The 14510-nt window shown below is 36.0% G+C and carries 12 protein-coding genes; 9 read left to right on the top strand and 3 right to left on the bottom strand.

The genetic code is table 11. The features are described from left to right. Window positions 1–11: 11 nt before the first annotated feature. On the top strand, window positions 12–3731 hold the full coding sequence (locus GUB10_RS02815; protein ID WP_193709923.1) for a metallophosphoesterase: 3720 nt from the start codon (window positions 12–14) through the stop codon (window positions 3729–3731). Window positions 3732–4194: 463 nt separating this feature from the next. Here the strand turns inward: GUB10_RS02815 and GUB10_RS02810 are convergent, their stop codons facing one another. The 3 genes from GUB10_RS02810 to GUB10_RS02800 all read right to left on the bottom strand — a co-directional run bounded on the left by GUB10_RS02810 (window position 4195) and on the right by GUB10_RS02800 (window position 5998). Continuing rightward, window positions 4195–5076 carry a mechanosensitive ion channel family protein gene (locus tag GUB10_RS02810; RefSeq protein WP_193709922.1) on the bottom strand — a complete coding sequence of 294 codons (882 nt, stop codon included), beginning with the start codon at window positions 5074–5076 and terminating at the stop codon, window positions 4195–4197. An 11-nt stretch (window positions 5077–5087) separates the two neighbouring features. Next, window positions 5088–5579 carry a Dps family protein gene (locus GUB10_RS02805; protein ID WP_193709921.1) on the bottom strand — a complete coding sequence of 164 codons (492 nt, stop codon included), beginning with the start codon at window positions 5577–5579 and terminating at the stop codon, window positions 5088–5090. 98 nt (window positions 5580–5677) lie between these two features. Continuing rightward, window positions 5678–5998 carry a phosphoribosylpyrophosphate synthetase gene (locus GUB10_RS02800; RefSeq protein ID WP_193709920.1) on the bottom strand — a complete coding sequence of 107 codons (321 nt, stop codon included), beginning with the start codon at window positions 5996–5998 and terminating at the stop codon, window positions 5678–5680. Between the two features lie 711 nt (window positions 5999–6709). On the opposite strand from GUB10_RS02800, the gene GUB10_RS02795 reads away from it, so the two are divergent. The 8 genes from GUB10_RS02795 (at window position 6710) to GUB10_RS02760 (ending at window position 14415) form a co-directional block, all read left to right on the top strand. Further along, window positions 6710–7717 (top strand): LacI family DNA-binding transcriptional regulator, encoded by a 1008-nt coding sequence (locus tag GUB10_RS02795; protein ID WP_193709919.1) that lies wholly within the window; start codon window positions 6710–6712, stop codon window positions 7715–7717. A gap of 177 nt (window positions 7718–7894) precedes the next feature. After that, window positions 7895–8971 carry a dTDP-glucose 4,6-dehydratase gene (rfbB, locus tag GUB10_RS02790; protein ID WP_193709918.1) on the top strand — a complete coding sequence of 359 codons (1077 nt, stop codon included), beginning with the start codon at window positions 7895–7897 and terminating at the stop codon, window positions 8969–8971. 40 nt (window positions 8972–9011) lie between these two features. After that, on the top strand, window positions 9012–9884 hold the full coding sequence (rfbA, locus tag GUB10_RS02785) for a glucose-1-phosphate thymidylyltransferase RfbA (protein WP_193709917.1): 873 nt from the start codon (window positions 9012–9014) through the stop codon (window positions 9882–9884). 327 nt (window positions 9885–10211) lie between these two features. Continuing rightward, window positions 10212–11036, top strand: coding sequence for a 3'(2'),5'-bisphosphate nucleotidase CysQ (gene cysQ, locus GUB10_RS02780; RefSeq protein ID WP_227740284.1), 825 nt, complete (start codon window positions 10212–10214; stop codon window positions 11034–11036). A gap of 134 nt (window positions 11037–11170) precedes the next feature. Next, window positions 11171–11764 carry an adenylyl-sulfate kinase gene (gene cysC / locus GUB10_RS02775; RefSeq protein WP_193709916.1) on the top strand — a complete coding sequence of 198 codons (594 nt, stop codon included), beginning with the start codon at window positions 11171–11173 and terminating at the stop codon, window positions 11762–11764. A 1-nt stretch (window position 11765) separates the two neighbouring features. Further along, window positions 11766–12671 carry a sulfate adenylyltransferase subunit CysD gene (gene cysD, locus GUB10_RS02770; protein WP_193709915.1) on the top strand — a complete coding sequence of 302 codons (906 nt, stop codon included), beginning with the start codon at window positions 11766–11768 and terminating at the stop codon, window positions 12669–12671. Window positions 12672–12705: 34 nt separating this feature from the next. After that, complete coding sequence (locus tag GUB10_RS02765) at window positions 12706–13089, top strand: GxxExxY protein (protein WP_193709914.1); 384 nt, start codon at window positions 12706–12708, stop codon at window positions 13087–13089. Window positions 13090–13158: 69 nt separating this feature from the next. Beyond that, a complete protein-coding gene (locus tag GUB10_RS02760) occupies window positions 13159–14415 on the top strand; it encodes a sulfate adenylyltransferase subunit 1 (protein WP_193709913.1) in 1257 nt (418 codons plus the stop codon). The last annotated feature ends 95 nt before the right edge of the window (window positions 14416–14510 follow it).

Raw genomic sequence — 14510 nt, 5'->3', positions numbered from 1 at the left:
GAATAACCTTTATGAAAAAAACTAACTTCTTTCTATCACTAATGGCCTTGTTAGTGATTTATTCTTGTGTGTCCTCAGATCCAAAATATCGCAAAGGCGAACCAAAATCTAATTTTGGATATCCGAGTAATAAAGAGATAGAAAAATCCTTTTACCTATTGGGAGATGGGGGCTACTCCCCCACGGGAGGAAGCTCTAAAGGACTTATAGCTTTTAAAAGTTATCTGGACTCTGTAAAGCAAACCGATAACTTTACCATCTTTTTGGGTGATAATATTTATCCCGACGGAATGCCCAAAAAAGACTCTCCGGAAAGGGAGGAAGCCGAGTATAAAATTGATGCTCAACTGGATGCCATTGAAGGCTACGATGGAAATGTTCTATTTATTCCCGGAAACCATGATTGGTATAGCGAGCGTATTGCAGGTCTAGAAAGGCAGGAAGCCTACCTAAAAGAAAAACTGGGCGACAATGTTATTTGGAGCCCAAAAACAGGCTGTGGACTTGAGATTATGGATGTAGGTGATGAGATAACCTTAATTGTAATAGATTCTCAATGGTATCTTGAAGACTGGGACAAGAATCCCACCATTAACGATGATTGTGCCGAGATAAAAACCAGAGAAGCCATGTTTCTTGAGGTCGAAACAGAACTTAAGAAGAGTCAGAATAAAACAATAATTGTAGCAATACACCACCCTTTGTTTACCAATGGGGTGCATGGTGGGCAGTATAATTTTAACAGGCATATATATCCTTCACAAAAGAAAATACCAATACCAATTCTAGGATCTTTAGCCACTTTGATAAGAACTACCGGAGGTGTTTCTATTCAGGATGCCCAAAACGAACGTTATAAATCTTTGGTAAAACGTCTTGAAACCTTAGGACAAAATTCAGACCGTTTGCTCTTTGTAAGTGGTCATGAGCACTCTTTACAATATATTGAGCATGGTAAAATAAATCAAATTGTTACCGGGTCTGCGTCAAAAGCTACCTACGCAACCTTGAGTAACGATGGGCTTTTTGCATATCCTGAACAGGGTTTTGTAGTTTACGACGTATTTAAAGACGGCTCTTCCTGGGCAAGCTTCTATGGGAACGAAAACAATAAAGCTAAATTATTGTACCAAAAAGAAATTTTTGCGGCACCTAAAGAATACGATATTTCAGACTTTCCAAAAGAATTTGAAGAATCAATTACAACGTCAGTATATCCAAAAGATGATACCGAAAAAGGGACAGTACACAGAACTGTTTGGGGACAAAGATATCGTGAGTTATATGGTACCGATATTAATGTAAAAATAGCTGATCTGGATACACTTTATGGAGGCTTAACACCAATGCGTGCTGGAGGTGGCCATCAAACCATATCAATAAGGTTGAAAGACAGTTTGGATAGGGAGTATAATATTCGAAGAATTAAAAAGAAGGCGGTTCAGTTTTTACAAACCGTAGCTTTTAAGGATACTCCTATAGAAACTCAATTAGAGAATACGGTAGCCGAAGATATTATATCCGATTTTTATACAGCTGCCCATCCTTATGCATTTTTAGCTATACCAACTATGGCAGATGCCATTGGGGTTTATCATACCAATCCAGAATTGTATTATTTACCGAAACAGCCAAAATTAGGAAAGTATAATGAAGAACATGGCGACGCTATTTATATGATAGAGGAAAGGCCTGAAGAACACTGGTTGGGAAAAGAAAGTTTTGGTTCTCCCAATCACGATATTCAAAGTACAGCCGGAATGTTCGACAGGCTGCGTAGGGACGAAAAATATTCTTTAGATGAGCCTGCTTATGTTAGGGCCAGGATATTTGATATGCTCATAGGTGACTGGGACAGGCACCAGGACCAATGGCGATGGGCTGAAATTGAAGATGAAGAAGGCAATAGGGTCTTCAAGCCAATCCCCAGGGATAGGGACCAGGTTTTTTCAAATTTCGACGGGGCCTTTTTTGGAACCCTAAGAGCCTTAACCGGATTTGCCTCGCAGTTTGCCGTTTATGGCGAAGATATTAATAATGTAGAGTGGTTTAATGTTTCAGCTACCGGTTTAGATCGTTCTTTGCTGCAAAATGTGGGCAAAGAAACCTGGCAGGAACAAGCGGAATTCATTAAAGAGAATATGACCGATGAGGTAATTGAAGAAGCCTTTAGAAAACTTCCTTCCGAAACCTATGATGAGACTACAAAAGAATTAATTGAAAAGGTAAAAGCAAGAAGGGATAACATTGTTGATATCGCTATGAGATATTACGATCATTTCGCAGATCTTGCAATTATTACCGGAACCGATAAAGACGATTTTGTTGATATTACCCGAATGAAAGGCGGTAAAACCAAAGTTAAAATTAGTCGAAATAAGGATGGTGAAAGGGCTGAGGTAGTAAGCGAAAAAGTGTACGATAAAAATGAAACTAAAGAAATTTGGTTGTATGCGCTAGATGATGATGATAAAATTTTAGTGGATGGAGAAGGAGATAATTATATTTTTACCAGGATAATAGGTGGTCAAAACAATGACGTTTATACTATAAAGAATGGAAATAAAATTAAAATCTACGATCACAAAACCAAACCTAATACTGTAAAAGAAGCCGGAAATGCCAAATTTAGGTTTAGGGATAACTACGAGATAAATACATATGATAAAGATAAAAAGATCTTTACCAGTGGGGCAGTAGTACCGGCTTTTGGATTTAACCCAGACGATGGTTTTAAGCTTGGTCTTGAGATGGTTACCACAAAAAATGCATTCAAGAGAAACCCATTTACTACCCAACATACTTTTGGGGGAGGTTACTATTTTGCGACGAACGGATTTGATCTTTATTACGAAGGTGAGTTTGCCCTAATACTCGGTAATTACAATCTTAAACTTGGGGCTAATTACGCCAGCCCAAATTATGCCAGTAACTTTTTTGGTTATGGGAATGAAACCCCAAATTTTGACGAGTCACTTGATTTTGATTATAACCGTGTAAAAATTAGCCGCTTTGGTGTAAAAGCAGGTTTTGAAAACAAAACTCCATTTGGAAGCATGTTTAGGTATATGGCAAGTTTTGAGGGTAATAAAGTAGAAGCTACAGAAGGTAGATTTATTACTGAAAATTTTACAAGTGCCGACCCCGACTTTTTTAATAGAAAGTATTTTGCCGGTTTAGATGCCCTTTACCGTTACGAAAGTTACGATAATACCTTAAATCCCAGTAGGGGAATGAAGTTTGAACTAAATCTTGGCGGACAAATGAACACGGCTGAAACTTCACAAACCTATGGCTATTTTAAACCTTACTGGGGCTTCTATAATGCACTTACCAGAAATAGAAAACTTGTTTTAAAAACCCATGTACAGGCTCATTTAAATATGGGAAATGATTATGAGTTTTATCAGGCTGCACAATTAGGTGGCGATACAGGACTAAGAGGTTATCGTATTCAACGCTTTACAGGTAAAAGTGCTTTTGCTACCGGTGCCGATATAAGATATGGTTTTGATCAATTTACAACCAGGTTCCTGCCATTGCAAATAGGAGTTTTTACCGGTTATGATTTAGGACGCGTTTGGAACGATTTCGAAGATAGTAATAAATGGCATGATAGTTATGGTGTAGGCCTTTGGGTAAACAGTGCTGAAGCCGTAAACGGAACTTTTAGCTTGTTCAAGGGGAGTGAGGGGTATAGGTTCTCTTTTGGATTTGGATTTAAGTTTTAAAAAGTAATAATAAATACATCTTTTGAAAAGCTCCCGGGAAATGTTACTGGGAGCTTTTTTATATTATGAATTTGGGTAATCTGCCTGTTTTTTGTTAGTAAATACATAGTGGTCAGAAACTTGCTTTTAAGCTCAATTGAGAATGTCTTTTGGTTAGGCCTGGGGTGATTTTACGCGATAATGGAAATTTAAAACTCTGAGACTTTTCTTAAGGTAATAAATTGGTTTTTTCTTCCACTCCAGAATTTTTGAGACTCTTGACTTTTAGTAGTTTTTAGAGGCTACTATAATAAGAAACACCTCTAAATTTGATTTAAAAAAAATGCTTTAATTGTAGGATGGTGAACTTTCAATTTTTAAGAAAAGTAGTATATAAATGATATTTTAAAAGCAGTTCTCGCATACAACTGAAATGCAATAAACTTTAAACTGATTGATGGTTTGATAATCAGGAAAATTAGAGTTACTCTGGTTTTTGTAGATTTAACGTATTAGAAAAGTCTATGGTGCGAATAGGGAATGGAATATTGATGCCATTCTTATCAAAGGTCTTTTTAATTTCTATAATTGCTATGTCTTTAGCAACTAAGATGTCCCTGTTTTTGGTAACATCGGTCCAGAATCGAACCACAAAATTTATAGAACTATCACCAAATTCGGTAAACATGAATTCTACCTGCTCGTTTCCACGAGAAGGAAAATGTTTAGAAATAGTTTCAATAGTTATTTCTTTTACTTTTTCCAGATCAGAAGAATATCCTACGCCACAATTCAACATAACCCGGGATCTGTTGGTAGTTGAAAAGTTCTTAAAAGGTTCTTCCACAATCTTGGAGTTGGGGATAACTACATAATTGTTATCTGATTGTTTTACTACGATATTTCGTAAGTTAATCTCTGTAACTTCTCCCGCATATGAGTTTGTTTCTACCCAATCTCCAATTTGAAGTTCGGGGAGAAAACTTAAAATAATTCCAGAAAAAGTGTTGTTTAAAGTGCCCTGTAGGGCAAGTCCAATAGCAAGTCCTACCACACCGGCACCGGCAAGTACAGAGGTTAGGACCTTGTTAAGATCCAGAATTCCCAGGGCAATAAAAAAACCGATAAGGATCACAATGGCCTTGCTCACCTTAACGGTTATATGTCTTATGGAGTCTTGTTTAACTTTTTTAGCTAGCAGTTTGTTTAGTAATCTGCCTGTATATTTGGCCAGGAAAATAAAAAATACAAAAACAATAACTGCCAATAGGAAGTTTGGTAAATTCAATATTAACGAATCTAACCAGCTTACCAATTTTGTACTTATTCCCTTCAGGGATTCTTTTAAATTAAACTTGTCTTCCAAATAATTAAATTTTAACTGGGTTTATGCGAGTCTGTAGTTTTCATTTTCCATGCATCTAACATCCAGCTGGTTTTTTCCAATTCTCTTATATATGCACCAATAAGATCTATGGTTCCTTCATCCCCTGCTTTATCTGCAGTTTCAACCACAGCACGCATTTGTTTTAACAAAGTTCCGTGATCTTTTAATAAGGTTTCAATCATCTCATAATCGGTTAAATCCGATTTTGATTCTTCAATATTAGAAGACTTTAAATAATCGCTTAAGTTACTTACAGGAGTATATCTCAGGGTAAGGATACGCTCAGCAATCTCATCAACTTTCAACTTAGCATCATCGTATAATTCTTCAAATTTCTCGTGTAAGTCAAAGAAATTTTTACCGATAACATTCCAATGGAAATTCCTTAACTTTTGATAATATAAATGATAATCAGCCAGTAAAACATTAAGTTCATCTACTGTTTTACCTGTCTTTTCTTTATCTAGTCCTAAATAGCTCATAGTTTTTGTTTATTATTTTTTTAAATTCAATTCAAAAATATGATAGTTTTGTTATATAACCAATATTATAATTTGGTTTAATAGAAGTTTAACGAAACTTAACTCGTAGGCCGGTTATCCTTAAGGTCCAGTTTTTTAATCATTTCTTTAGAGACCTGGCCGCTTGATATTCCATAACCATCTACCAATACCCCTTTATAACCTTTAGAAGTGGTAATGGCATATAAAATAGCATTATCATCTGGGTTGCTCATTCCTTCAAACCTAAGAACTTTATCAACGTCGAAATCTTCAACCCCAAAGGTTTCTTTTTTAGCTTTTAGTTCTATTTCTTCATCCAGAAGGTTAAAATCATGCTCATAACCTTCTTCTAGCTTTAACTTATTTATTGCTTGCGATAATGTACCGTAATCTTTCATTTTAAATAATTTGATTGATTAATAATGTCAAATTACAAGGAGAAGCTTTTATATGCAAATAATGAAACTTGTTTAGGATAAGTTTAACTCCTTTAAAACCCCCATTTCTAAAAGGCTTAAGCGATTTTTAAGAACTCTATATAAAATAGGTTTTCGGTCTAAAAATCGCGGTTATTTTTTTTATTTCTGAAATTAAAAATCCCCAAAGGAAAAACAAGTAGAAAAAAGAAATACCAACCGGTTACTAAACCTATAATTGTTACAAGTGCTGCAAGGATATAAAACCAATAAGAGGTTGGGATTTTCATTTTTAGGTATTAATGTTTAATTATAAAATTAATAAAATTTAAATTTTTTTATCAGGGAAAATGTAGATGGAATAGTATATTATTCCAAATTTTCCGATATTTTTAATCTGTAGCTGAAGTGTCTTAATTTCCAGATTTGTCTTAGGGTGCATCATTAATATAAAAATTTAAGTATATCTTTTTATTTTTAGCTTGAAGATTTATAGAAATATTAATGTTATCTAAAGAGGTTACTTTGTGAATTTATTAGATATTTGTAAATCCTTAAGTTTTAGTAAAAAATTAAAGAAGATATAATTCATTGCTAAAATTTTAATAAATGCAACTGATTGGTTTGTATAGATAAAGAGAATGATTATAAACCCGGGAGTATCCTGGTAGGCTTAAATTGTATAGTAAACAGATGAAAAACAAAATCACTTTAAAGGAACTTGCAAAATTGCTTAATGTATCGGTTTCTACTGTATCTAAGGCTTTGCACGACAGCCCCGAAATTAGTCCCAAAACTGTAGAAAGGGTTAAAGAGCTTGCTAAATTGCATAAATACCGGCCAAACCCGGTTGCAGTAAATCTAAAGAGTAGTAAAAGTGGGACCATTGGAGTTATTATTCCGAATATCGAAAATACCTTTTTTGCCAGTGTGTTATCGGGAATAGAAGCCAGGGCTCAAAAAGCCGGCCTTCAGGTTATTACGTATATTTCTAATGAGAGTTTAGATAGGGAGAAACAAATTACAGAAATGCTAACTTCAGGTTTTGTAGATGGAGTGTTAATTGCATTTTCAGAAGAAACTCAAAGATCAAAAGAATTTGAACACCTTTTCAATTTGGTAGATTATGACATTCCCGTGGTACTTTACGATAGGACCAACCTTGATCTTGCCGTAGATAAAATTGGAATAGACGACGAAAATAGTTTTGAGGATGCAACCCGAAAGCTACAGGCAAGAGGTATTAAGAAAATAGGCATTGCAACCTCCATTCATCATTTAGGAGTTGGTAAATTAAGAATTACCGGTTATAGAAATGCCTTAAAAAGTAAAGAAGATTTTTTTATCGCCAACTCTTCTAAACCAGATACTTTACGGGAAAAAACAAAAAAGCTTTTAGTAGAAGATAAGGTGGAAGCCATACTCTGCTCTGATTTTGATAGTACCATGTTGGTGTATAGAATGGCCTATGAAAATAACATCAAGATTCCCGAAGACTTAAAAGTAATAGGGTTTATTAATAAAGAAGTAGCCCGGTTTTTAACGCCGTCTATTAGTTATGTTGAACAATTCCCTGAACAAATTGGTTGGGAAGCAGTTGAATTGTTAGTAGATAGAATAGAAAATAAAAGTGATAGAAAACCGCCCATTAATAAAACTATACACACCAAGCTAATTCATATGGAATCTACTGATTTTTGAGAGCATTTCTTGGAAGACAAAGAATAAAAGCAAATTGTAAAACTTTATCTTTATCCTTTCATAAGGAATACTACAGGGTTTGGCAGGTATTTATTTTTTCTTTTATAGTTTAGAGGCATATTACAAGCTAAATTGCCAAATATTACTTTTGGGAATTTCTACCGATGAACAATCAGAATGAAAGTAAATAAAGAGAAATTAGAAAGTAAAAAAGTTCTAATAACCGGTGGTGCCGGGTTTATCGGGTCTCATGTTGTCCGGCTTTTTGTAAATAGGTATCCAAATTATCAGATTTTCAACCTAGATGCATTAACCTATGCAGGAAACCTTGAAAATATTAAGGATATTGAGGAGGCTCCAAATTATCATTTTTTAAAGGCTGATATTACCGATGCTGAGGCCATAAAAGCTTTATTTCAAAAATATCGGTTTGATAGGGTAATTCATCTTGCTGCCGAATCTCATGTAGATCGTTCTATCACCAACCCTGGTATTTTTGTAGACACCAATATCACCGGTACGCTTAATTTAATGCAAGCGGCCTTAGAAACCTGGCAGGGAGATTTTAAGGATAAACTTTTCTACCATATTAGTACAGACGAAGTGTACGGGACACTGGGAAAAACCGGTTTGTTTACCGAAACTACAGCTTATGCCCCTAATTCACCCTATGCTGCTTCTAAAGCAGCCTCAGATCATTTTGTAAGGGCTTATGGCGAAACTTATAATTTACCTTATATAATTTCTAATTGTTCCAATAATTATGGTCCTAACCAGTTTCCCGAAAAATTAATTCCACTTTTTATCCATAATATTATTAAAAATAGGAATCTTCCAGTTTATGGGGACGGAAGATATACCCGGGATTGGTTGTATGTGTTAGACCATGCCAAAGCCATAGACCTGCTATTTCACAAAGGAATAAACAAATCTACTTATAATATTGGTGGTTTTAATGAATGGCAGAATATTGATCTTGTTAAACTTCTTTGTAGCATTATGGATGAGAAGTTGAATAGGAGTGAGGGTGAATCTGAAATGCTTATCACTTTTATAAAAGATCGCCCCGGCCATGATAAACGCTATGCGATAGATGCAACAAAAATTAATAAAGAACTCGGTTGGAAACCTTCTGTTACTTTTAAGGAAGGTTTAAAGAAAACAGTAGATTGGTATTTGAATAACCAGGAGTGGTTAGAGAATGTGACTAGTGGAAGCTATAAAAACTATTATAAAGATCAATATGCTGAATAAATTCCTGTAAATTCGAAATAATTTGTGTTAATTGGAAAATATGAAAGGAATTATTCTGGCTGGTGGTACAGGATCACGTTTGTATCCTCTTACCAAAAGTGTTTCAAAACAATTACTCTCGGTTTATGATAAACCCATGATCTATTACCCGCTTTCTGTTTTAATGCTGGCAGGGATAAGGGAAGTTCTTATTATCGCTACTCCTGAAGATCTTCCAAACTTTCAGAAATTATTGGGTGATGGAAAAGATTGGGGACTCGAGTTGTCTTATGCAGAGCAAGCACAACCTAATGGGCTGGCTGAAGCTTTTATAATTGGTGAAGAATTTATGGATAATCAGGATGTATGCCTGGTATTGGGAGATAACATATTCTATGGGCAGGGTTTTAGTACGCTGCTGGAGCATGCGGTTAAAACCTGCAAAGATAATGGTCAGGCCACGGTGTTTGGGTATTACGTAAATGAGCCCCAACGCTACGGAGTGGTAGATTTTGATTCAAATGGAAATGCCTTAAGCATAGAGGAAAAACCAAAAAGGCCGAAAAGTAATTTTGCAGTTACCGGACTTTATTTCTATCCGAATTCGGTTGTTGATATTGCAAAAGAATGCAAACCGAGCCAACGTGGTGAATTGGAGATTACCAGTATTAACCAGGAGTATTTAAACCGAAAAGAATTAAAAGTAGAAATTATGGGGCGTGGATATGCCTGGTTGGATACGGGTACACCCGATTCTATGTTGGAAGCTTCAAACTTTGTACAAACCATAGAGAAAAGGCAGGGTCTTAAAATAGCTTGCCCTGAAGAAATTGCTTTCCGTAAAGGATATATTAATAAAAAAAGCTTTCATAAGCTTGCCGTTGGGCTGGAGAAAAGCGAATATGGGCAATATTTATTGAGTTTATTGTCTTAAAAAACTTGATCCTTATATCCTTCAAGATTAACTTATTAAGTAAATAAGCTCGAGCTAAGCTTCGAAGTTTCCAAAACCACCGGGATAAATCTCGATTTTTGAATAAAATTGGGACCAAATTTATTATGTTTATTTTAAACTTCTCTCTAGTTTTGTTTGATTTGTAAAATAATGATATTCAGATATTTAAATTTGTGATATTTCTTTTCAAAAAGCTCAATTTCCTTAATTTTCTTAAAACTCAAATATTTAAACCCTATTAATTCGATAGACTAATAGGAAATATTATCTTTGCCCGGGATCGCTATCTCATCAAAAATTAAGTGCATGCAAAATAAATCAGACTATAAAATAGAGCAGGATTACTTGTTGGCCATTCAGGCTTCTGTAGAGGCAGGTATAGAAATATTACAAATTTATAAGGCCGGCGATTTTCAGGTGAAGGAAAAAGAAGATCACTCACCTGTAACGCGTGCCGATAAAAAGGCGAATAGGATTATTATAGATGCCTTAAAAACTACGGGGATACCAATTATTAGCGAAGAAAATGAGCAAGTTGATTATTCAGAAAGGAAAGAATGGGACTTCTGCTGGATTGTAGATCCCTTAGATGGGACCAAAGAATTTATCAAAAAAAGTGGAGAGTTTACCGTAAATATTGCGCTTATAGAAAATAATAAACCGGTTTTTGGAGTGATTTATATTCCGGTGAGCAAGGAACTTTATTTTGGTGATGTAAAAGCACAAAAGTCCTTTAAGTCTATAGTAAAAGATAAATTTGAAATTGACGGTTTTTTGAAAAATGCCGTGGAAATAGCTCCGGGTGTTACTCAAAATACAATAAGCGTGGCGGGAAGCAGGTCACATATTAATCAGGAGACGCTAGATTTTATTGAAGGGATTAAAGAAGAATACGAGCAGGAGGTAAAAGTTATTCCAAAGGGAAGTTCACTTAAATTTTGCCTTCTGGCAGAAGGACTTATCGATGTATACCCCAGGCTAGGTCCTACTATGGAATGGGATACCGCCGCAGGTCACGCTATTTGTAAAGCGGTGGGCTTAGCGGTTATAGATAAGAAAACCGAATTGGAAATGATTTATAATCGGGAAAAACTATTGAATAATTCATTTGTTGTCTCTAATCTGACCTGAAAAATTAATTAAGTAATACTGGTTCTTTGGAAATTGTTATGGATATGTGTATGTATTATCTTCACAAGATATTTAGTATAAAATCGGCGGCGAAATCGGGTGATTTTCTCTGTTGAAAGTTTAGAAAAGATAATATGGAGAATATTAGAACATTTAATTTTTCTGTGGGGAAAGAACAACGCAATAACCTGAATAATCACGCTTCGTTTGTAGTTTGGTTTACAGGCTTATCGGGTTCGGGAAAATCTTCACTTGCCAATAGGTTGGAGAAACTACTTTATGAGCAGCAAATTAGAAGTTTTGTGCTAGATGGGGATAGCCTGCGAAAAGGAGTAAATAAAAGCCTGGGCTTTAGTGCTGAAGATAGGGAAGAAAACCTTAGAGTAGCTGCCGAAGTTGCAAAAATACTGGTAGCATCGGGGTCTTTGGTGTTAGCGTCTTTTATTGCTCCCACGCAGAGGAATAGAGATTTAATTAAAGAAATTATTGGAGAACAGGATTATATAGAGGTCTTTGTAAATACATCATTGGAGGAATGTGAACGTCGTGATGTAAAAGGTTTGTATAAAAAAGCCCGTGCAGGGGAGATTAAAAATTTTACGGGCATTGATGCGCCTTATGAAAATCCTGTGAATCCGGATATCGAGATAAATACAGAAAAAGAAAGTTTAGAGGAAGCTACCCATAGAATTTTTAAACTGCTTCAAAAGAAACTTGAAATAAAGTAACATGAGTAAATATTATTTAAACTATTTAGACGAATTAGAATCGGAAGCGATCTATATTTTGCGTGAAGTTTGGGCGCAATTTGAGAATCCTGTCATCCTTTTTTCGGGAGGGAAAGATTCTATTTTAGTGACGCATTTGGCAAAAAAGGCCTTTTACCCCAGTAAAATTCCTTTTGCCCTGATGCATGTTGATACCGGGCATAATTTCCCTGAGACCATTCAATTTCGCAATGATTTAGTTGAGAAACTAGGCGTTAAATTAATAGTGGGCTCTGTTCAGGAATCTATAGACCAGGGACGTGTAGCCGAAGAAAGAGGGAAGAATGCCACGCGAAACGCTTTGCAAATCACCACGCTGCTGGATGCTATAGAAGAGAATAAGATAGATTGTGCCATTGGAGGCGGAAGAAGGGATGAAGAGAAGGCCCGTGCTAAAGAACGGTTCTTTAGCCATCGCGACGATTTTGGGCAATGGGACCCTAAAAACCAGCGTCCGGAGTTATGGAACCTGCTCAATGGAAAACATTTTGAAGGCGAACACTTTAGGGCGTTTCCAATTAGTAACTGGACTGAAATGGATGTTTGGAATTATATTAAAAGGGAAAATATTAGTATTCCTTCCTTATATTTTGCGCATGAGCGTGAGGTGGTCTTCCGCAGTAATTCCTGGATCCCGGTTTCTGAATACTTGAAACTTGAAGAAGGTGAACAGATAGAAAAAAAGAAGATCAGGTTTAGGACCCTTGGCGATATTACCATTACCGGTGGTATAGAATCTGATGCCGATACGCTTGATAAGATAGCCCTGGAAGTTTCGGCTATGCGTAAAACCGAAAGAGGAGATAGATCGGATGATAAACGTAGTGAAACCGCTATGGAAGATAGGAAGAAGCAGGGGTATTTTTGATTTCACGGATTTAACAAAAAAGGATTTCACTGATATGGATGAGGTAAAAGAGTTGTTATATGAAGAGGAAACCTATAAAATAATAGGTGCCTGTATGAAAGTTCATAGAGTTTTGGGGTCAGGCTTTTTGGAATCGGTTTATCAGGAGGCATTGGAAAAAGAATTTGTAGTACAAAATATTCCGTTTAAAAGACAGATGAAGTTGAATTTAATGTATGACGGAGAGGCTTTGAAAAAATATTTTATTGCTGACTTCTTCTGTTTTGATCAAATTATTATTGAAATAAAAGCAGTCTCTTTTTTAAATAAAAATATGGAGAGCCAAACGATAAACTATTTAAAAGCGACCAACAAAAAATTGGGGTTGTTGATTAATTTCGGTCAGGAGAGCTTAAAATGGAAGAGATTTATTAATTAGTGTAATCCGCTAAAATCAGTGAAATAGTCTGAGCCAAAATAAAAATTGGCCTAAAATAAAAATAAAAAAATGAGAATAGATAATAACCAACTACTAAGATTTACCACTGCCGGGAGTGTAGATGATGGAAAAAGTACTTTGATAGGCAGGCTTTTATTCGACTCGAAGTCAATTTTTGAAGATCAGTTGGATTCGGTGAGTAAAACCAGTGCGAAAAAGGGTCATGATGGTGTAGACCTTGCCTTGTTTACCGATGGCTTAAAAGATGAAAGGGAGCAGGGGATTACCATCGATGTTGCTTACCGGTATTTTACCACTCCCAAACGTAAATTTATTATTGCTGATACCCCTGGTCATATTGAATATACGCGTAATATGGTGACCGGCGCATCTACCGCCAATGCTGCGGTAATTTTAATCGATGCCCGTCACGGGGTAATAGAGCAAACAAAGCGTCACTCTTTTATAGCTTCCTTGCTTAATATTCCGCATTTAATTGTATGCGTTAATAAAATGGATTTAGTAGATTATTCTGAAGAAGTGTATAACAATATTATTGCACAGTTCGAGGAATTTTCCTCTAAGCTTCTTATGAAAGATGTTCGGTTTATCCCAATAAGCGCCTTAAAAGGGGATAATGTGGTAAACCGGTCTGAAAACATGTCCTGGTACCCCAACGGGACCTTGCTTAGTACATTGGAGAATTTACATATTAGCAGTGATATTAATAAAATAGATGCTCGTTTCCCGGTACAGACTGTGCTTAGGCCGCAGAGTGACGAACATCGTGACTATAGGGGGTATGCCGGTAGGATTGCCAGTGGTATTTACCGGGTAGGAGATGAAGTGGCCGTATTGCCATCGGGCTTTCAGTCTCGAATAAAATCTATAAATACCGGCGAAAAGGAAGTAGAAGAAGCTTATGCGCCTATGAGTATTTCTATGACCCTTGAAGATGATATTGATATTAGTCGTGGCAATATGATTGTAAGAAAGAACAATCAGCCTGAATTGGAGCAGGAGTTTGATGTAATGTTGTGTTGGCTGAATAACGCCCCTGCAAAACCCCGGGCAAAATATACCATTAAACATACCTCTAATGAAGAGCGGGCGATGATAAAGGAAGTTGTGTATAAAATGGACATCAATACGTTTGAACGCGATAGTGAAGATGGTGATTTAGGCATGAATGACATTGCAAGAGTTAAAATACGTACTACCCGTAGATTAATGCTGGATGCCTACCGCGATAACCGAAACACCGGAAGTATCATCCTAATAGATGAAAATACCAATGAAACCTTAGCCGCGGGAATGGTAGTTTAATTAAGCTCTAAACAGTAGGCCTTAAGCCTAAAGCCTACTGCTTAGAGCTTAAAGCCTATTGCCTACTGCTCCAAAATACCGTTTACAATCTACTG

Origin of the sequence: Salegentibacter sp. BLCTC (assembly GCF_015143665.1) — a bacterium.
Lineage (GTDB): Bacteria > Bacteroidota > Bacteroidia > Flavobacteriales > Flavobacteriaceae > Salegentibacter > Salegentibacter maritimus.
The sequence above is the reverse complement of the archived record's forward strand: the minus strand, read 5'-3'. Positions and strand labels throughout refer to the sequence as shown.

What these genes read in the sequence shown, in the direction of transcription:
- GUB10_RS02800 (WP_193709920.1), bottom strand. Translation starts at nt 5,998, where the DNA reads ATGAAAGATTACGGTACATTATCGCAAGCAATAAATAAGTTAAAGCTA.
- cysC (WP_193709916.1), top strand. Translation starts at nt 11,171, where the DNA reads ATGGAGAATATTAGAACATTTAATTTTTCTGTGGGGAAAGAACAACGC.
- cysD (WP_193709915.1), top strand. Translation starts at nt 11,766, where the DNA reads ATGAGTAAATATTATTTAAACTATTTAGACGAATTAGAATCGGAAGCG.
- GUB10_RS02760 (WP_193709913.1), top strand. Translation starts at nt 13,159, where the DNA reads ATGAGAATAGATAATAACCAACTACTAAGATTTACCACTGCCGGGAGT.
- cysQ (WP_227740284.1), top strand. Translation starts at nt 10,212, where the DNA reads ATGCAAAATAAATCAGACTATAAAATAGAGCAGGATTACTTGTTGGCC.
- rfbA (WP_193709917.1), top strand. Translation starts at nt 9,012, where the DNA reads ATGAAAGGAATTATTCTGGCTGGTGGTACAGGATCACGTTTGTATCCT.
- rfbB (WP_193709918.1), top strand. Translation starts at nt 7,895, where the DNA reads ATGAAAGTAAATAAAGAGAAATTAGAAAGTAAAAAAGTTCTAATAACC.
- GUB10_RS02765 (WP_193709914.1), top strand. Translation starts at nt 12,706, where the DNA reads ATGGATGAGGTAAAAGAGTTGTTATATGAAGAGGAAACCTATAAAATA.
- GUB10_RS02805 (WP_193709921.1), bottom strand. Translation starts at nt 5,579, where the DNA reads ATGAGCTATTTAGGACTAGATAAAGAAAAGACAGGTAAAACAGTAGAT.
- GUB10_RS02815 (WP_193709923.1), top strand. Translation starts at nt 12, where the DNA reads ATGAAAAAAACTAACTTCTTTCTATCACTAATGGCCTTGTTAGTGATT.
- GUB10_RS02795 (WP_193709919.1), top strand. Translation starts at nt 6,710, where the DNA reads ATGAAAAACAAAATCACTTTAAAGGAACTTGCAAAATTGCTTAATGTA.